Annotated in this window: 15 protein-coding genes and 1 other RNA gene; 2 read left to right on the top strand and 14 right to left on the bottom strand. The window is 61.4% G+C overall.

What is annotated here, in order from left to right; all coding sequences use genetic code 11:
- Nucleotides 1-2: 2 nt before the first annotated feature.
- The 14 genes from L8I05_RS21510 to rsmI form a co-directional block, all read right to left on the bottom strand.
- The gene (locus tag L8I05_RS21510) at nucleotides 3-959 is read right to left on the bottom strand and encodes a D-alanine--D-alanine ligase (RefSeq protein ID WP_242171422.1); all 957 of its coding nucleotides are present in this window, start codon (nucleotides 957-959) and stop codon (nucleotides 3-5) included.
- Nucleotides 956-2,401, bottom strand: a complete 1,446-nt coding sequence (gene murC, locus L8I05_RS21505; protein ID WP_159954308.1) for a UDP-N-acetylmuramate--L-alanine ligase — start codon at nucleotides 2,399-2,401, stop codon at nucleotides 956-958. Before murC ends, L8I05_RS21510 begins: the two co-directional genes overlap by 4 nt.
- Nucleotides 2,394-3,464 (bottom strand): undecaprenyldiphospho-muramoylpentapeptide beta-N-acetylglucosaminyltransferase, encoded by a 1,071-nt coding sequence (gene murG, locus L8I05_RS21500; RefSeq protein ID WP_242171421.1) that lies wholly within the window; start codon nucleotides 3,462-3,464, stop codon nucleotides 2,394-2,396. The genes murC and murG overlap by 8 nt, the downstream gene beginning before the upstream one ends.
- Nucleotides 3,454-4,671: a putative lipid II flippase FtsW gene (ftsW, locus tag L8I05_RS21495; RefSeq protein WP_159954306.1), complete on the bottom strand. Its 1,218-nt coding sequence runs from the start codon at nucleotides 4,669-4,671 to the stop codon at nucleotides 3,454-3,456. The genes murG and ftsW overlap by 11 nt, the downstream gene beginning before the upstream one ends.
- A complete protein-coding gene (gene murD, locus L8I05_RS21490; RefSeq protein ID WP_159954305.1) occupies nucleotides 4,668-6,014 on the bottom strand; it encodes a UDP-N-acetylmuramoyl-L-alanine--D-glutamate ligase in 1,347 nt (448 codons plus the stop codon). The genes ftsW and murD overlap by 4 nt, the downstream gene beginning before the upstream one ends.
- Nucleotides 6,015-6,020: 6 nt before the next feature.
- Nucleotides 6,021-7,103 carry a phospho-N-acetylmuramoyl-pentapeptide-transferase gene (gene mraY / locus L8I05_RS21485; RefSeq protein WP_159954304.1) on the bottom strand — a complete coding sequence of 361 codons (1,083 nt, stop codon included), beginning with the start codon at nucleotides 7,101-7,103 and terminating at the stop codon, nucleotides 6,021-6,023.
- Nucleotides 7,103-8,473, bottom strand: coding sequence for a UDP-N-acetylmuramoyl-tripeptide--D-alanyl-D-alanine ligase (murF, locus tag L8I05_RS21480; protein WP_242171419.1), 1,371 nt, complete (start codon nucleotides 8,471-8,473; stop codon nucleotides 7,103-7,105). Before murF ends, mraY begins: the two co-directional genes overlap by 1 nt.
- Nucleotides 8,466-9,929 (bottom strand): UDP-N-acetylmuramoyl-L-alanyl-D-glutamate--2,6-diaminopimelate ligase, encoded by a 1,464-nt coding sequence (locus L8I05_RS21475; RefSeq protein ID WP_159954302.1) that lies wholly within the window; start codon nucleotides 9,927-9,929, stop codon nucleotides 8,466-8,468. Before L8I05_RS21475 ends, murF begins: the two co-directional genes overlap by 8 nt.
- Nucleotides 9,929-11,671, bottom strand: coding sequence for a penicillin-binding protein 2 (locus tag L8I05_RS21470; RefSeq protein ID WP_164487968.1), 1,743 nt, complete (start codon nucleotides 11,669-11,671; stop codon nucleotides 9,929-9,931). Before L8I05_RS21470 ends, L8I05_RS21475 begins: the two co-directional genes overlap by 1 nt.
- The gene (gene ftsL, locus L8I05_RS21465; RefSeq protein ID WP_016974244.1) at nucleotides 11,671-11,964 is read right to left on the bottom strand and encodes a cell division protein FtsL; all 294 of its coding nucleotides are present in this window, start codon (nucleotides 11,962-11,964) and stop codon (nucleotides 11,671-11,673) included. Before ftsL ends, L8I05_RS21470 begins: the two co-directional genes overlap by 1 nt.
- The gene (gene rsmH / locus L8I05_RS21460) at nucleotides 11,961-12,902 is read right to left on the bottom strand and encodes a 16S rRNA (cytosine(1402)-N(4))-methyltransferase RsmH (RefSeq protein WP_085986468.1); all 942 of its coding nucleotides are present in this window, start codon (nucleotides 12,900-12,902) and stop codon (nucleotides 11,961-11,963) included. Before rsmH ends, ftsL begins: the two co-directional genes overlap by 4 nt.
- Nucleotides 12,903-12,904: 2 nt before the next feature.
- Nucleotides 12,905-13,360: a division/cell wall cluster transcriptional repressor MraZ gene (gene mraZ / locus L8I05_RS21455; RefSeq protein ID WP_003171868.1), complete on the bottom strand. Its 456-nt coding sequence runs from the start codon at nucleotides 13,358-13,360 to the stop codon at nucleotides 12,905-12,907.
- Nucleotides 13,361-13,715: 355 nt separating this feature from the next.
- Nucleotides 13,716-14,069, bottom strand: an RNA gene (rnpB, locus tag L8I05_RS21450) — RNase P RNA component class A.
- 96 nt (nucleotides 14,070-14,165) lie between these two features.
- Nucleotides 14,166-15,071: a 16S rRNA (cytidine(1402)-2'-O)-methyltransferase gene (gene rsmI / locus L8I05_RS21445; RefSeq protein ID WP_162530289.1), complete on the bottom strand. Its 906-nt coding sequence runs from the start codon at nucleotides 15,069-15,071 to the stop codon at nucleotides 14,166-14,168.
- A gap of 165 nt (nucleotides 15,072-15,236) precedes the next feature.
- Between rsmI and L8I05_RS21440 the strand changes: the two genes are divergently transcribed.
- On the top strand, nucleotides 15,237-17,048 hold the full coding sequence (locus tag L8I05_RS21440) for a penicillin-binding protein activator (protein WP_242171417.1): 1,812 nt from the start codon (nucleotides 15,237-15,239) through the stop codon (nucleotides 17,046-17,048).
- Nucleotides 17,048-17,419: a YraN family protein gene (locus L8I05_RS21435; protein ID WP_242171416.1), complete on the top strand. Its 372-nt coding sequence runs from the start codon at nucleotides 17,048-17,050 to the stop codon at nucleotides 17,417-17,419. The genes L8I05_RS21440 and L8I05_RS21435 overlap by 1 nt, the downstream gene beginning before the upstream one ends.
- Nucleotides 17,420-17,463: the final 44 nt, after the last annotated feature.

The following is a 17,463-nucleotide window of genomic DNA, read 5'->3' as shown; positions in this document are numbered from 1 at the left end:
GTTTAGCCTCTTGGCTCAATGCTTGCGGCCAGGATCGCCAGCACCAACTGCTGGAAATCCAAACCGGCTGCACGGGCTGCCATAGGTACCAGGCTGTGATCGGTCATACCGGGAGCGGTGTTGACTTCCAGGAACCAGAAATTCCCTTGGTCATCCTGCATCACGTCTGCCCGCGCCCAACCGGCGATACCCAGCGCCTCACAGGCTTTCGCCGTGAGGTCCATCAATTCCTGTTCCTTGGTTGCGTCGAGGCCGCACGGGATCCGGTACTGGGTATCGGAAGCCACGTACTTGGCGTCGTAGTCGTAAAAGGTGTGGGGCGTGCCCAATGCGATAGGCGGCAATACCTGGCCACGCAGGGTGGCGATGGTGTACTCAGGGCCTTGAATCCACTGTTCCACCAACACTTGCGAATCGTAGGTACTTGCCGCTTTCCATGCGTCGATCAATTCGGCGGCCGAGTTCACTTTGGCCATGCCGATACTGGAGCCTTCATGGGCTGGTTTGACGATCAAAGGCAGGCCCAGTTCCTTGGCTGCGGAAATACAATCGTCTTCGCTGCACAGCACGCTGTGACGCGGGGTTGGAATACCCAGGCTGTGCCACACCTGCTTGGTGCGCAACTTGTCCATCGCCAGTGCCGACGCAAGGATGCCGCTGCCGGTGTAAGGGATGCCGGCGCACTCGAGCAAGCCTTGCATGCTGCCGTCTTCGCCGCCACGGCCGTGCAGGATGATGAAGGCACGGTCGATTTTTTCGGCCTGCAGGCGGGCTAGGAAATCATCGCCCACGTCGATACCGAACGCGTTCACGCCGGCACTTTGCAGGGCTTCAAGCACGGCATTGCCGGACTTGAGCGACACTTCACGCTCGGCGCTTTTACCGCCAAACAGCACGGCCACGCGGCCGAAGTCGGCAGGCGTGATCGTGGAAAACAGGGCGTCGTAATTCGTGATCATTTCGACTTCCCCTGCACGGCGGCAAACAGCGGGCTCGCCAGCAACTTGGGCGCAAGGCCACCGATATCACCGGCGCCCTGGCACAACAGGATGTCACCGGCACGCAGCAGCGGCTTGACGATCGGCGCCAGGTCCACACCGCGCTCGATGTAGATCGGGTCCAACTGGCCACGCTGACGGATGCTGTTGCACAGCTTGCGGCTGTCGGCGCCCGGGATCGGCTCTTCACCGGCCGGGTAGACTTCCATCAGCAGCAGTACGTTGGCATCGGCCAATACATTGACGAAATCGTCGTACAGATCACGGGTGCGGCTGTAGCGGTGCGGCTGGTAAACCATCACCAGGCGACGCTCCGGCCAGCCACCGCGCACGGCTTTGATGACTGCGGCGACTTCGGTCGGGTGGTGACCGTAATCGTCCACCAGCATCACGTCGCCGCCGTCCACCGGCAATTGGCCGTAGACCTGGAAGCGACGGCCAACCCCGGCAAAGCGCGACAGGCCTTCAACGATGGCTTCATCGCTGACGCCCTCGTCGGAGGCGATGCAGATGGTCGCCAGGGAATTGAGCACGTTGTGGTTGCCCGGCATGTTCACCGAGACGTCCAGCGGCTCGCGGTCGGGGCGCAGCACGGTGAAGAAGGTTTGCATGCCTTCCTGACGCACATTGATCGCGCGCACGTCGGCGTCTTCGCTGAAGCCGTAGGTCACGGTCGGACGCTTGACCAGCGGCAGGATTTCACGCACGACAGGATCGTCCAGGCACACCACGGCCAAACCGTAGAACGGCAGGTTGTGCAGGAATTCGACGAAGGTTTTCTTCAACTTGTTGAAGTCACCGTCGTAGGTCGCCATGTGGTCTTCGTCGATGTTGGTGACCACCGCAACCAGCGGTTGCAGGTGCAGGAAGCTCGCGTCACTTTCATCGGCTTCGGCGATCAGGTAGCGGCTGGTGCCGAGCTGGGCATTGGTGCCCGCTGCATTCAGACGGCCACCGATGACGAAGGTCGGGTCCAGGCCACCGGCGGCGAACACCGAGGCGATCAGGCTGGTGGTGGTGGTTTTGCCGTGCGTACCGGCAACGGCGATGCCGTGGCGATAACGCATCAGCTCGGCGAGCATCTCGGCACGCGGCACCACGGGGATACGGCGTTCAAGGGCGGTGGCCACTTCCGGGTTGGAGGTGTTCACGGCACTGGAAACCACCAGCACATCAGCTTCGGCAGCGTTCTCGGCGCGGTGGCCGATAAAGATTTGCGCGCCAAAGGACTTCAGGCGGTCGGTGACCGGTGACTCTTTCAAGTCGGAGCCGGACACTTGGTAGCCCAGGTTCAGCAGTACTTCGGCAATACCGCACATGCCCACACCGCCAATACCGACGAAGTGGATGCGACGGATGCGGCGCATTTCCGGTTGCGGCATGGCTTTCTGATTCTCAACCATGGGCCACCTCCAGGCAGATATCGACCACGGTGCGGGTTGCGTCAGGTTTGGCCAGGCGGCTTGCGGTGCTCGCCATGCTGTTGAGTCGTTCCGGTTGCATCAAAACCTCGGTCAGGCGTGCGGCCAAATCGGCGGCGCCAGTCGTTCTTTGCGGCAGCAGGAAGGCAGCGCCCTCCCCGGCCAAATATTCGGCGTTGCGGGTCTGGTGATCGTCAATCGCGTGGGGCAAAGGCACCAGCAAGGACGGCAGACCGGCGGCGGCCAGTTCACTGACGGTCAGCGCACCAGCGCGACAGACCACCAGGTCGGCCCAGCCATAGGCGTGGGCCATGTCTTTAATGAAGGGCTGTACATTCGCCTCGACCCCGGCCTCGCGATAGCGAGTGGCGGTCACTTCATCGTGGTTCTTGCCGGCCTGGTGGAAGATCTCCGGGCGCAATTCCACAGGGAGTTGCGCCAGCGCTTCGGGCAGCAATTTATTCAGCGGCTCGGCGCCCAGGCTTCCGCCCAGAATCAGCAGATGCGCCTTGCGCCCGGCCAATGCCTCACGGGCAATGGCCATAAACAGTTCGGTGCGCACCGGGTTGCCGGTGGTGCGCAGCTTGTCCGAGGCAGCAAAGGTTTTCGGGAACGCTTCACACACCCGTGTTGCCAACGGCACCAGCAGGCGGTTGGCAGTGCCGGCGACGGCGTTCTGCTCGTGCACGATCACCGGCACACCAGCGAGTTTGGCTGCCACGCCGCCAGGGCCGGTCACGTAACCACCAAAACCGAGCACACACACCGGCTTCAATTCGCGGATGACTTTGCGTGCCTGCCACACCGCCTTGAGCAACACGAACGGCGCCTTGAGCAGGGACAGTTTGCCCTTGCCACGCAGGCCAGTGACGTTGATCAAATGCAGCTGCAAGCCGGCATTCGGAACCAGTTCATTTTCGATGCCGCGCGGTGTACCGAGCCAATGCACGGTGTAGCCGCGGTTCTGGAATTCGCGCGCGCACGCCAGGGCCGGGAACACGTGGCCCCCGGTGCCGCCCGCCATGATCAGCACGTTAGCGCCCATGGTTCGGCTCCTCGGCAAAATCGCTTTCGCTGAATTCCATCTCTTCGCTGCCCAGGTGGGTTCGACTCTCCCACTCGATGCGCAGCAATAACCCCAGGCACGCGCAGCAAATCACCAACGAACTGCCGCCGTAACTGAGGAACGGCAAGGTCAGGCCCTTGGTCGGCAACAGGCCGACGTTCACACCGATGTTAATCAGGAACTGGCCGATCCACAGGAACGACAAGCCGTACGCCACATACGCGGCGAAATACTGTTTGGCTTTCTCGGCCCACAAGCCGATGTACATGCCGCGCACACACACGAACACGAACAGTGCGACGGTGCACAGCGAACCGACCACGCCCAGTTCTTCGGCGAGTACCGAGAACACGAAGTCGGTGTGCGCTTCCGGCAGGTAGAACTGCTTCTGCACGCTGTTGCCCAGGCCCACGCCCAGCCATTCGCCGCGACCGAAGGCGATCAGCGCCTGGGTCAACTGGTAGCCGGAACCGAACTGGTCGGACCATGGGTCGGTAAAGGTAATCAGACGCGCCATCCGGTAGGGTTGCGCCTGCACCAACACCGTCACGGCAGCCACGGCCAGCACCACCATCAAGGTAAAGCGGAACAGGCCGACGCCACCGAGGAACAACATGGCGGCGGCGGCGCCCATCATCACCACGGTGGCACCGAAGTCGGGCTCCATCAGCAACAGGCCAGCCATCGGCAGCAGCACGATGAAGGGCTTGAAGAAGCCCATCCAGCTTTCGCGGACTTCTTTCTGACGCCGCACCAGGTAGCCGGCGAGGTAGATCACCACGAACACCTTGGCGATTTCCGACGGCTGCACGTTGAACGCACCGAAGCCGATCCAGCGCATCGAACCGTTCACCTCGCGGCCGATGCCGGGCAGGATCACCATGATCAGCAAGCCAAACGCGCCGATCAGCATCATCCAGCCCAGGCGCTGCCAGGTGGCAATGGGGATCATCATGGTGACGATGCACGCGCCGAGACCGATGACCAAATACACCAGGTGACGGATCATCATGTACAGGGTGTTGCCCGACTGCACGGCGGCCACTTCGGAGGATGCCGAAGTGATCATCACCAGGCCCAGGCCCAGCAGCGCGAGGCAACCGGCGAGCATCGGGAAGTCGAGGTCGATGCCACGGCCAGTAATAATCGGCGACGGGTACGGCTTGATGATATTTCTGAAATTCATGCCAAGGCCTCCACGCCGCGGGCGAACAGCTGGCCGCGCTCTTCGTAGTTCTTGAACATGTCGAAACTGGCGCACGCCGGCGACAGCAGCACTGCATCACCCGGCTGGGCCAGGGCTTGGCAGTGAGCGATGGCGTCGTCCAGGGACGTGGCGCGCACTTGCGGCACCGCGTCACCGAGGGCGGCGGCGATCAGATCGGAATCACGGCCCAGCAGCACCACGGCGCGGCAATGGGCGGCCACCGGACCTTTGAGGTCCTTGAAGTCGGCACCCTTGCCATCGCCACCGGCGATAAGCACCAGCTTGCCTTCGATGTCGGCACCCAGGCCTTCGATGGCAGCCAGGGCAGCACCGACGTTGGTGGCCTTGGAATCGTTGTAATAGCTGACGCCGTTGAGGTCGCGCACCCACTGGCAGCGGTGCTCAAGGCCAGCGAAGGTGCGCAGGCTGGCGAGCATGGCATCGAACGGCAGGCCGACCGCATGACCGAGCGCCAAGGCCGCGAGCGCATTGGACTGGTTATGCGCGCCACGGATTTTCAGCTCACGCACCGGCATCAGGTTCTGGAATTCGAAGGCCAGGTATTTCTCGCCGTTCTCTTCGCGAATGCCGAAGGCTTTGAAATCGGGTTTGCCGAGGCCAAAGGTCCAGCACGGCAGGCCCTCGCCCATCAGCGGACGGCTCAGGGCGTCTTGACGGTTGACCACCACTTGCCTGGCACCACGGAAAATCCGGTGCTTGGCCAGGTGATACGCCGGCAGGCCGCTGTAGCGGTCCATGTGGTCTTCGCTGACGTTCAACACGGTGGCCACTTCGGCGCCGAGGTCGTGGGTGGTTTCAAGCTGGAAGCTCGACAGTTCCATCACGTACAGCTCGACGTCGTCGCTGAGCAAATCCAGCGCCGGTGTGCCGAGGTTACCGCCCACGGCCACGCGCTTGCCGGCCGCAATGGCCATCTCGCCCACCAGCGTGGTCACGGTGCTTTTTGCGTTGGAGCCACTGATGGCCACAATCGGCGCTTTCGCATTGCGCGCGAACAGGTCGATATCGCCGGAGAGCTTCACGCCACGTGCGGCAGCAGCTTGCAAAGCCGGTGTCGCCAGGGCCAGGCCTGGGCTCACGTAGAGCTCATCGGCACGGCACAGAAACTCGACATCCAGCTCGCCACAACGCACTTCCACGTGCGGGTAGTCACGGCGCAGCGTGACCAGCTCCGGTGGATTTTCCCGCGTATCGGCCACAGCAAACGACGTGCCCCGGTTCGCCAGGAAGCGAACCAGGGACATGCCGCTCTTGCCGAGGCCGACAACGATGCGGAAGTGGTCTGAAGCGATCAGGGACACTCGTTTCTACCTCAGTTTCAGGGTGGCAAGGCCGACCAGTACCAGAATCACGGTGATGATCCAGAAACGGACGATCACGCGTGGCTCGGGCCAGCCCTTGAGTTCAAAGTGGTGGTGAATCGGCGCCATGCGGAATACGCGGCGCCCGGTCAATTTGAAGGAAGCCACCTGGATGACCACCGACAGGGTTTCCATCACGAACACACCGCCCATGATGAACAACACGATTTCCTGGCGAACGATTACCGCGATGGTGCCCAGGGCTGCGCCCAGCGCCAGTGCGCCGACGTCGCCCATGAAGACTTGTGCCGGGTAAGTGTTGAACCACAGGAACCCCAGGCCGGCACCGATCAGCGCGCCGCAGAACACAATCAGCTCACCTGCGCCCGGTACATACGGGATCAGCAGGTATTCAGCGAATTTCACGTTACCCGACAGGTAGCAGAAAATGCCGAGCGCGCCGCCGACCATCACCGTCGGCATGATCGCCAGGCCGTCGAGGCCGTCGGTCAGGTTCACCGCGTTGCTGGAGCCGACGATCACGAAGTAGGTCAGCACCACGAAGCCGATGCCCAGTGGAATGCTGGCGTCCTTGAGCATCGGGATGATCAAGGTGGTTTCAACCGCGCTTGGCGCAGTGGTGTACAGGAAAATCGCGGCGGCAAGGCCGAATACCGACTGCCAGAAATACTTCCAGCGGCTTGGCAGCCCCTTGGAGTTTTTCTCGATCACTTTGCGGTAGTCATCGACCCAGCCGATGGCGCCGAACAACAGGGTCACCAGCAGCACCACCCACACGTAGCGGTTATGCAGGTCGGCCCACAACAAGGTGCTGACGCCGATGGACGACAGGATCAGCGCGCCGCCCATGGTCGGGGTGCCGGATTTGGACAGGTGCGACTGCGGGCCGTCATTACGAACCGATTGACCAATTTGCAGGTTCTGCAGGGTGCGGATCATCCACGGCCCCAGAAACAGCGACAGAGACAGCGCGGTCAGCACACCCAGAATCCCGCGCAGGGTCAGGTACTGAAAGACCGCGAAGCCTTTGTGGAACTGTTGCAGATACTCAGCCAGCAGCAGCAGCATTAATGTTTCTCCGTACTTGAGCCACACAAGGCCGCGACGACGTTTTCCATCACCGCGCTGCGCGATCCCTTGATCAAAATGGTTGTGTGTTTGTCGTGTTCTGCCGCCACCAGGGCCTGGATCAGCTCGGCCTGGGTAGCGAAATGCAGCGCGCCGAGGCCGAAGGCGTCGACGGCGTGAGCCATGTTCGGGCCGACGGCGTAGAAGGCGTCGACTTTGCCGGTGGCGTACGCACCGACTTCACGATGTGACTGTTCGGCCCAGTCGCCCAGCTCGGCGATATCGCCCAGTACCAGCACCTTGCGGCCGTCGAAGCTTTTCAGCAGGTCGATGGCGGCGCAGATCGAGGACTGGTTGGCGTTGTAGGTGTCATCAATCACGCGCATGCCATTGGTTGCCAGTTGCGCAACCGTGCGGCCTTTGACCGGCTGCACCGCGCCCAACCCGGTGGCGATACCAAACAGCGACACGCCCAAGGCATGCGCGGCAGCCGCAGCGGCCAAGGCGTTGGCGACGTTGTGGTTGCCCAGCAGATTCAGTTGTACGTGCTCGCTACCTTGCGGGGTGTGCAAGGTGAAGGACGGACAGCCGCGCGCGTCGACGCGGATATCGGAAGCATGGAAATCGGCGGCTGCATTCAACACGGCAAACGTCAGCACTTTGCGACCGGCGGCGCGTACACGCCAGGTTTCGAAGGCCTTGTCGTCGAGGTTCAATACTGCAGTGCCCGAGGCGTCAAGGCCTTCAAGGATTTCACCCTTGGCTTCGACGATTTTCTCGGGGCCGCCGAACTCGCCAACGTGGGCGGTGCCGGCATTGTTGATGATTGCAACGTGGGGCTTGGTCAGCGCCACGGTGTAGGCGATTTCGCCGACCCGCGAAGCACCCAGCTCGATCACCGCCGCCGTGTGTTCCGGGGCCAGTTCGAGCAGGGTCAGCGGTGCGCCGAAATCATTGTTCAGGTTGCCACGGGTGGCGAGCACCGGCCCGCGCGTGCGCAGGACGCCGGCGAGCAATTCCTTGACCGTGGTTTTGCCGCTGGAGCCGGTGATGGCTGCAACCGGCTTGTCAAACGCGGCGCGGTTCAGCGCACCCAACTGGCCCAGGGCCAGACGAGTGTCGGCAACCAACAGTTGCGGCAAGGTGGAATCCGCCACTTCGCGCTGCACCAAGGCACCCACGGCACCTTTGGCGGCGACGTCATTCAGGTAATCGTGGCCGTCGAAGCGCGGGCCGGCCAGTGCAATAAACAATTGCCCAGGCTGGATGTTGCGGCTGTCGATACTCACGCCGTCGAAGCTGCAATCACTCGACACTACGCGGGCCGACAACGCCTGGGTCAGTTCGCTGAATTTCATCGCTTTAAGCATGCGCGACCTCCCAGGCGGTCAAGGCGTGATCGGCCTCGACCAGATCGGAAAAGGCATGGCGTTCGCCGTTGATTTCCTGGTAGTCCTCGTGACCTTTGCCGGCCAGCACCACCACATCGTCAGCGCTGGCGCTGGCGATCAGTTGGGCAATGGCGGCGCCACGACCGGCGACGAAGGTCGCCTTGGACGCGTCTTTGAAACCGACACGGATGTCATCGAAAATCTGGCTCGGGTCTTCGCTGCGCGGGTTGTCGTCGGTGACGAGTACGCCATCGGCCAGGCGCTCGACGATCTCGGCCATCAACGGGCGCTTGCCGCGATCACGATCGCCGCCGCAGCCGAACAGGCAAAGCAATTTGCCCTTGGCGTGTGGACGCAGGGCTTCGAGGACTTTTTCCAGGGCGTCCGGGGTGTGGGCGTAATCGACCACCACCAGCGGCTGCGAGCCGCCGCCCAAACGCTGCATGCGACCGGCCGGGCCTTCCAGCTTGGGCAGTACACGCAGGATTTCATCCAGGGCGTAATCCAGGCCGAGTAAGGCACCAATGGCCGCCAGCACGTTGCTCAGGTTGAAGCGCCCCAGCAAGGTGCTGCGCAAGTGGTGCTCGCCCTGCGGCGTGACCAGCGTGGCGCGCACGCCTTCGTCATTAAAGTGGGCGTCGCGGCAATACAGGTACGCGCTGGAATCTTCCAGGCTGTAGCTGATCAGGCGCGCTTCGCTGTCTTCGGCAGCCAGTTGGCGACCAAACGCGTCATCGAGGTTTACCACCCGGCACTTCAGGTCATTCCAGGCGAACAGCTTGGCCTTGGCGGCAGCGTAAGCCTCCATGGTGCCGTGATAATCGAGGTGATCGCGGGACAGATTGGTCATCACCGCCACGTCAAAGGCCAACGCCGTCACGCGGCCTTGGTCCAGGCCGTGGGAGGACACTTCCATGGCAACCGCCTTGGCACCGGCCTTTTTCAGGTCGGCCAGGGTCGCTTGCACAGCAATCGGGTTTGGTGTGGTGTGCAGGCCGCTTTGCAGCGCGCCATAAAAACCGGTGCCCAGGGTGCCGACAATGCCGCAGTGTTGGCCGAGCAGGTCGAGCGCCTGCGCTACAAGCTGGGTCACGCTGGTCTTGCCGTTGGTGCCGGTCACGCCGACCAGGTTGAGCTGACGGCTCGGGTCACCGTAAAAACGCCCGGCGATATCCGACAGTTGCGCAGCCAGGCCTTTGACCGGAATCAACGGCACGTCGGTGATCGGCAGGACGGTGGCGCCTTCGACTTCATACGCCACGGCCGCAGCACCGCGCTGCAGGGCATCGGCGATATGCGCGCGGCCATCGAACTTGCCGCCAGGCACGGCCAGGAACAGGTCACCGGCGCGTACATTTCGGCTGTCCAGGCTCAACTCGCGAATCAGTAGATCGCGTCCGGCGTGGGCAAAAATCTTGTTCAAGCTAAGAGACATCAGCCGCGCCCTCCATTGGCTTTGGCAGCAGCGGCCGGCGGGCCGGCGTTCGCTTGTTGGGTGGGCGGCAGGTTGTCCGGCGTGATGTTCATCAGGCGCAGGGTGCCGGACATCACTTTGCTGAACACCGGCGCCGACACGAGGCCACCGAAATAGCCGGCCTTGCTCGGCTCATCGATCACCACAACGATGGCGTAGCGCGGGTCGCTCATCGGGCCGAAGCCGGCGAACAGCGAACGATACGAGTTCTCGGCGTAGCCCTTGGTGCCCACCGACGTTTTACGTGCAGTACCCGACTTGCCGGCCACGTGATACGCCGGCACCTGGGCGCGGAATACACCGCGCGGCGCTTCGATCACTTGTTGCAGCATGCCTTGCATGGTCTTGGCGACGTTTTCCGGAATGACCTGGGTGGCTTTCGGCGCTTCGTCGACGTGGATCAGGCTCAGTGGAACCATCCGGCCATTATTGGCCAATACAGAGAAAGCATGGGCCAGTTGAATCGCCGTCACCGACAGGCCGTAGCCGTAGGAAAGCGTGGCAGTCTCGGCTTTTTTCCAGTCGCGGTAGTTCGGCAGGTTACCCACGCGCTCGCCTGGGAAATCCAGACCGGTGGGTTGGCCCAAGCCGATTTTTTGCGCCAGGTGGTAGATGGTTTCGCCGCCGATATCGAAGGCGACTTTACTCATGCCCACGTTACTGGAGTTGATCAGGATGCCTGTCAAATCCAGCACTGGGCCTTCGGTGCGGGACACGTCTCGAATGGTGTATTTGCCCAACTGCAGGGTGCCTGGGTACACCTCGACTTTGTCGCTGGGTTTCCAGCGCCCGGTTTCCAGGGCGGCACTCATGGAGATGGCTTTCATGGTCGAACCCGGCTCGAACACGTCGATCATCGCGCGGTTACGCATCATCGCCGGTTGCAGGTTGCGACGGTTGTTCGGGTTGTAGGTCGGCTGGTTGACCATGGCGAGAATCTCGCCGGTCTTCACGTCCATGATCACCAGGCTACCGGCCTTGGCGCCGTTCTCGATGATTGCGTTACGCAGCTCGCGGTTGGCCAGGTATTGCAGACGCAGGTCAATCGACAACGCCAAGGGCTTACCGGCCTTGGCGTTTTTGGTGACCTGGACATCTTTGATCAGTCTGCCGCGCCGATCCTTGATGACCTGCCGTTTGCCGGGAACCCCGGCCAGCCATTCATCGTAGGCGAGTTCCACGCCTTCGCGGCCGTGGTCATCGATGTCGGTAAAGCCCACCATGTGCGCGGTGGTTTCACCGGCCGGGTAGAAACGACGGAATTCCTCGATGCCGTAGACACCGGGGACTTTAAGGTCGAGCACTTGCTGGCCCTGTTCAGGGGTAAGCCCGCGAACCAGGTAGATGAATTCTTTATTGGCCTGGGCTTCAAGGCGCTCGGACAAGGCTTTCGGGTCCTGGCCCAGGGCCGCGGCCAGTTCCGGCCATTTGTCCTTGGCAACCTGCAACTCCTTGGCGTTGGCCCACAAGGTGGTCACTGGTGTACTGACGGCCAGGGGCTCACCGTTACGGTCGGTAATCAGGCCGCGGTGCGCAGGAATCGGAATGTGACGCAGGCTACGGGCATCGCCCTGGCCGATCAGGAAGTCACGGTCGACCACTTGCAGGTCGATGATGCGCCAAGCAATCGCGCCCACCATCAATGCCAGCAAGCCGAGCATCAGACGGAAGCGCCATGGGTAGAGTGCGCCTTCGAGTTTCATCATGGCGCCACCATGCGAACTTCGGCCGCGCCCGGAATGTGCATTTTCAGTTGCTCGGTCGCCAGCACTTCGATGCGGCTATGGGCGGTCCAGGTGCTTTGCTCGAGAATCAACCGGCCCCACTCCGCCTGCGCTTTATCACGCACACTCAATTCCCCGTACAGGGTATTGAGCAATTGGCGGTTGTAATGGGCGCTGTAGGACACCGCAATCGCGGAAACCAATACGCCGATAAACAGCAGCAACATAAAGAAGCTACCGCCCGGGAGGGGCTTGGCGAAAAGCTTGCTCACCGCAGCTTCTCCGCAACGCGCATGACGGCGCTACGGGAACGTGGGTTGGCCTTGAGTTCTGCTTCGGAAGCGAACTGCGCTTTGCCATGGATTTTGATTTTCGGCACAAAGGCCTCGAAACGTACCGGCAGGTTGCGCGGCAGGTTATCGGACTCGCCCTTGACCAGACGACGCATGAACAGTTTGACGATGCGGTCTTCCAGGGAGTGGAAGCTGATCACCACCAGGCGACCGCCCACTTCCAAGGCGTCCAGCGCGGCTTCGAGGCCGGCTTCCAGATCGCCCAATTCGTTGTTGACGTGAATGCGCAGGCCCTGGAACGCGCGGGTCGCCGGGTTCTTGCCCTTTTCCCAGGCAGGGTTGGCGACTTTCAGCACTTCAGCCAGGTCGGCAGTGCGCTCGAACGGCTGGATTTCGCGACGCTCGACCACGGCGCGGGCCATGCGACCGGCGAAGCGTTCTTCACCGTATTCCTTGAACACGCGGGCGATTTCTTCAACCGGAGCAGTGGCAATGAACTGGGCCGCACTGACGCCACGGGTCGGGTCCATGCGCATGTCGAGCGGGCCGTCGTTCATGAAGCTGAAGCCGCGCTCCGGGTCGTCAAGCTGCGGCGAAGACACGCCCAGATCGAGCAAGACCCCGGCCACCTTGCCTGCCATGCCACGCTCGGCGACTTCGGCACCGAGTTCGGCAAAGCTGCGCTGCACAACGACAAAGCGGCCGTCTTCGGCCGCTAGCGCTTGCCCGGTGGCAATCGCTTGAGGGTCTTTGTCGAACCCGAGGAGTTTGCCGTCGGACCCGAGCTGGCTGAGTATCAACCGACTGTGCCCGCCCCTGCCGAAGGTGCCATCCAAATAGCAGCCATCCGCGCGTACGGCGAGAGCTTCAACGGCTTCGTCAAGCAGTACGGTGATGTGGTTAAAGCCGCTATCAATAGTCACAGGATCAAATCACGCAGTTCATCAGGCATGGCGCCCGGTTGTTGAATAGCAGCCAGGTCTGCTGCAGAAACAGCATCCCAAGCATCTTCGTCCCACAATTGGAACTTGTTCAGTTGGCCGACCAGCATTGCGCGCTTGTCCAGCTTGGCGTACTCGCGCAAACGTGGAGGCACCAGGAAACGACCGCTGCCATCGAGTTCGAGGTCGACGGCGTTACCAATCAGCAAACGCTGCAGGCGGCGGTTTTCTTCACGCAATGAAGGCAGAGCGCGCAACTTGGTTTCAATCAACTCCCACTCGTCGAGGGGGTAAACACATAAACAAGGGTCGACGGCGTCAATCGTGATGATTAACTGCCCGGAGCTTCGCGAAATGAGCTCGTCACGATACCGGCTCGGCATGGCGAGACGGCCTTTTGCATCGAGACTGATAGCGTTAGCTCCGCGAAACACAGATGCGTTTCTCCAAATTTTAGCGTTTTACGTTCAAAAAACCCACTTTGTGCCACTTTCCGCCACTTGCGCACACTATAGGAATGCGCCCACCACACCGTCAAGGCGCGGATTCAAGGAAAAGCCTTACAGAACGGAGATTTAGGAGCGCAAAAGGAGGAGAAAGGCGAGTTCGGCGAGGATTTTGACTCAACAATCGCAAATAGCTCATAGAGCTATAGCTCAAAGTTAAAGTAATTTATTAAGAGTAAGATTTTTTTGGTATTACGAAGACGCATCTGCCAATGATTCGGCAGGGAGGGATTCTTGCGTTACTACCGGTTTTCTGCCCGAGATTCAGACAGAAGGAAAAAAGGTGGAGAGTCGATCTGTAAGCCGGGTTCTGTCTTGAACAGTCATTCGTCTACGATGGCCATCACTGGACATCTTTAGCAACCTACCCGGTCCCAGCGCGGGCCACGCCTTGGGACCCTATTTGGTCTTGCTCCAAGTGGGGTTTACCTAGCCACGAACTGTTGCCAGTCGTGCGGTGCGCTCTTACCGCACCTTTTCACCCTTACCGGCACCGAAGTGCTTAGGCGGTTATTTTCTGTGGCACTTTCCGTAGGCTCACGCCTCCCAGGCATTACCTGGCACTTCGCCCTATGGAGCCCGGACTTTCCTCCCCCCCCTAATTTTCATAGAGGGCAGCGACTGTCCAATCGACTCTCCGCCGCGCAGGTTAACGGCACGGCGGCCTCAGGACAAGTATTAAAAGTACAGCAATGCCATCACGTTCAGACGGAATACAGGTTTAACCCCGGAACTATTCGGCTTTTTGTTTATCCAGCGCAACTTGATACAGAACATTCTTACGCACGCCGGTAATTTCAGCCGCCAGTGCCGCGGCGCGCTTGAGGGGCATTTCCTTGAGCAGCAAATCCAGAATGCGCATGGCCTCACTGCCCACCGCATTTTCTTCTTCCGGCGCCGTCCAACCCGCCACCAGCACTACGCACTCACCGCGCTGTTGATTGCTGTCGCCTTCTACAAACGCGCGCAGCGCTTCCAACGGCAAGCCCTTGAGGGTTTCGAAGGTCTTGGTCAGCTCGCGCGCCAGCAACGCGAGGCGTTCGCCGCCGAACACCAGCTCCATATCCTGCAGGCATTCCAGGATGCGGTGCGGGGCTTCATAGAAGATCAACGTGCGCGGTTCTTCCTTTAGTGCCTGCAGACGCGCACGGCGCCCAACCGTCTTGGCCGGCAGGAAGCCCTCGAAGATAAAACGATCCGACGGCAACCCGGCGGCAGATAATGCTGCAATCAGCGCGCACGCCCCCGGAACAGGCACTACATTGATACCAGCGGCACGCGCCTGACGAACCAGGTGGTAGCCAGGATCGGAAATCAGCGGCGTACCGGCATCGGAGATCAGCGCCACATCGTCACCGGCCAGCAGGCGCGTGATAAAACGGCTGCCTTCTTCGCGCTCGTTATGCTCGTGACACGCGGCGAGTGGCGTGCTGATACCAAAATGCTGCATCAACCGCTGGGAGTGTCGCGTGTCTTCCGCCGCGATCAGTTTTACCTCGCGCAACACTTTCAGGGCTCGAGCACTGATGTCGTCCAGGTTGCCAATGGGCGTCGCCACGACAAAAAGCGAGCCTGCAGTGGAATTCAAAGGACCTGGAGCAGTCAAAACGCACACCTCGATGGTAGGGAAAAGTCGCATTGTAGCGCGTAGGCGCCTCGATAATATGCCCGCAAGTTCGGCCGTCGATGCTCGTTTGCAACAATTGCACGACCTAAATCGATGGTTTCACGCCAGTAACATCGCGCCTGGGCCAGTGCTTGGGTACAATTCCACGCTAATTTGATCGGTATCAGGAACACTTACATGATCGCTTGCCTGCGGCTGCTCTCCGCCCTCTGCCTCGCTGCCTTGCTGGCCGCTTGTGCCAGCTCGCCCTCGTCCAGCCTTGGCGACCTCCCCCGGACCCCGGATGCCAGTATCGAGCAACTGCTCGAACAGGCGACTTCCGCCAGTACGCCAGAAAAGGCCGCGATGCTGCGCCTGAGTGCGGCTGACCTGGCCTATCGCCAGAACAACCCTGGTCGTTCGGCGCAGATTCTTGCGCAGGTGCCCCTGGATGTCCTGAAGCCGGCTGCGCAAGTATTTGCCAGCACCCTGTCGGCCGAGTTGGCCATGGCACGCAATCAGCCAAAAGCGGCGTTGGCGGCCCTGAACCACCCGAGCCTGCAAAGCCTGAAGGACCTGCCGACCGAACAGCAGGTGCGCACTGGCACCGTGCATGCCCGCGCGTATGAAGCTGATGGCCAGACCCTGGCCGCCGCGCGCGAGCGAGTCGCCATGGCCCCGCTGCTGACGGGCGATGCTGCCGCCAGCAACCACGAAGCCATCTGGGCGCTGATTGCCGCACTGCCGGCCGAACAGCTGCAAGCCAGCGGCAACCCGACACTCGACGGCTGGATCAGCCTGGCCAAAGCGGTCAAAGGCGCCGGCACCCTGGAGCAACAACAGGCCGCCATCGATACCTGGCGCGCACAGAATCCAGGCCACCCAGCGGCAGTCAACCTGCCAACCCCGCTGACCAAACTCAAGGAACTGGCCAGCCAGCCCCTGAACAAGATCGCCCTGCTGTTGCCGCAGGAAGGTCCTTTGGCGGGGGTCGGCAAGGCACTGCGTGAAGGCTTCATGGCCGCTCACTACCAGGCTGAACAAGCCGGGCAGAAGCCGCCGGTCATCGAGTTCTATGACAGCTCGCGCCTGTCCTCCCTCGACGACTTCTACGCCAAGGCCCAGGCCGCCGGCGTGCAACTGGTGGTCGGCCCGCTGGAAAAACCGCTGGTCAAACAACTCGCTTCTCGCCCGCAACTGCCCATCACAACCCTGGCGCTGAACTACAGCGAACTGAATGAAAACCCGCCGCAATTGTTCCAGTTTGGCCTGGCCGCTGAAGACGAAGCCCGCGAAGTCTCGCGCCGCGCCCGTGCCGACGGCCTGCACCGCGCCGCCGCGATGGTGCCGCGTGGCGAATGGGGCGAGCGTGTCTACAAAGCCTTCCGTCAGGATTGGGAAGCCAACGGCGGCACCGTCGTCGGCGTCGAGTACGTTGACCAGCCGGTCGCCCTCGCCCAGCAAATTGCCGACCTGTTCCAACTGCGCAAGAGCGAAGGCCGTGCCAAGAGCCTGCAAAACACAGTGGGCACCGACGTCGCGGCGCAACCTTCGCGTCGCCAGGACATCGAGTTCATCTTCCTGGCTGTGACGCCGCAATTGGCCCAGCAGATCAAGCCGACCCTGAACTTCCAGTACGCCGGCGATGTGCCTGTGTATGCAACGTCCCACGTGTTCAGCGCCAGCGGCGACAAGAACCAGTACCTGGACATGACCAACGTCATGTTCTGTGAAACGCCTTGGTTGCTCAACACCACCGACCCGCTGCGCAACCAGGTTGCCGCGCAATGGCCACAGGCCAATGGCAGCCTCGGCCGCCTGTACGCGATGGGCGCCGACGCCTACCGCCTGGCACCGCGCCTGGGTCAACTGAAGGCGCTGCCGGACACACGCGTAGACGGTCTCTCCGGCAGCCTGGGCATCGGTGGCTTCCAACGTGTTGACCGCCAAATGCCATGGGCGAAGTTCGTCGGCGGCGACATCCAGCGCCTGCCGGACACCCCGCGCTGATGCCCGAGCGGTCCAGCGCACAAAGCGGCAGGGATGCCGAACTTCAAGCGCTCAACTATCTGCAACAACAGGGTCTGCGCCTTCTGGCGCAGAACTGGTTGTGTAAACGCGGTGAGCTTGATCTGGTCATGCTTGACGGCGATACAGTAGTATTCGTCGAAGTCCGCTACAGAAAACACGCACAATGGGGTGGCGCGCTCGCCAGTATCGACGGGCGCAAGCGTCAGAAGCTGATACTCGCCGCGCAGTTTTTCCTGCAAAAAGAGCATCGCTGGGCTGATTCCCCCTGCCGTTTCGATGTGGTTGCCATAGAAAGCACACTGTCTGGCCATGCTGATCTGAACTGGCTGAAAGATGCCTTCGACAGCTGATTCAACGGACACCTTCACCACACACTTTTGCTCTTTGCTTTGCG

The organism is Pseudomonas sp. MONT-RG-20F-20-E-7-02 (assembly GCF_022662395.1).
Taxonomy (GTDB): Bacteria; Pseudomonadota; Gammaproteobacteria; order Pseudomonadales; family Pseudomonadaceae; genus Aquipseudomonas.
The sequence above is the reverse complement of the archived record's forward strand: the minus strand, read 5'-3'. Positions and strand labels throughout refer to the sequence as shown.

What these genes read in the sequence shown, in the direction of transcription:
- ftsW (WP_159954306.1), bottom strand. Translation starts at nt 4,671, where the DNA reads ATGAATTTCAGAAATATCATCAAGCCGTACCCGTCGCCGATTATTACT.
- L8I05_RS21440 (WP_242171417.1), top strand. Translation starts at nt 15,237, where the DNA reads ATGATCGCTTGCCTGCGGCTGCTCTCCGCCCTCTGCCTCGCTGCCTTG.
- L8I05_RS21470 (WP_164487968.1), bottom strand. Translation starts at nt 11,671, where the DNA reads ATGAAACTCGAAGGCGCACTCTACCCATGGCGCTTCCGTCTGATGCTC.
- mraY (WP_159954304.1), bottom strand. Translation starts at nt 7,103, where the DNA reads ATGCTGCTGCTGCTGGCTGAGTATCTGCAACAGTTCCACAAAGGCTTC.
- murC (WP_159954308.1), bottom strand. Translation starts at nt 2,401, where the DNA reads ATGGTTGAGAATCAGAAAGCCATGCCGCAACCGGAAATGCGCCGCATC.
- murG (WP_242171421.1), bottom strand. Translation starts at nt 3,464, where the DNA reads ATGGGCGCTAACGTGCTGATCATGGCGGGCGGCACCGGGGGCCACGTG.
- L8I05_RS21510 (WP_242171422.1), bottom strand. Translation starts at nt 959, where the DNA reads ATGATCACGAATTACGACGCCCTGTTTTCCACGATCACGCCTGCCGAC.
- L8I05_RS21475 (WP_159954302.1), bottom strand. Translation starts at nt 9,929, where the DNA reads ATGTCTCTTAGCTTGAACAAGATTTTTGCCCACGCCGGACGCGATCTA.
- L8I05_RS21435 (WP_242171416.1), top strand. Translation starts at nt 17,048, where the DNA reads ATGCCCGAGCGGTCCAGCGCACAAAGCGGCAGGGATGCCGAACTTCAA.
- murF (WP_242171419.1), bottom strand. Translation starts at nt 8,473, where the DNA reads ATGCTTAAAGCGATGAAATTCAGCGAACTGACCCAGGCGTTGTCGGCC.
- rsmI (WP_162530289.1), bottom strand. Translation starts at nt 15,071, where the DNA reads ATGCGACTTTTCCCTACCATCGAGGTGTGCGTTTTGACTGCTCCAGGT.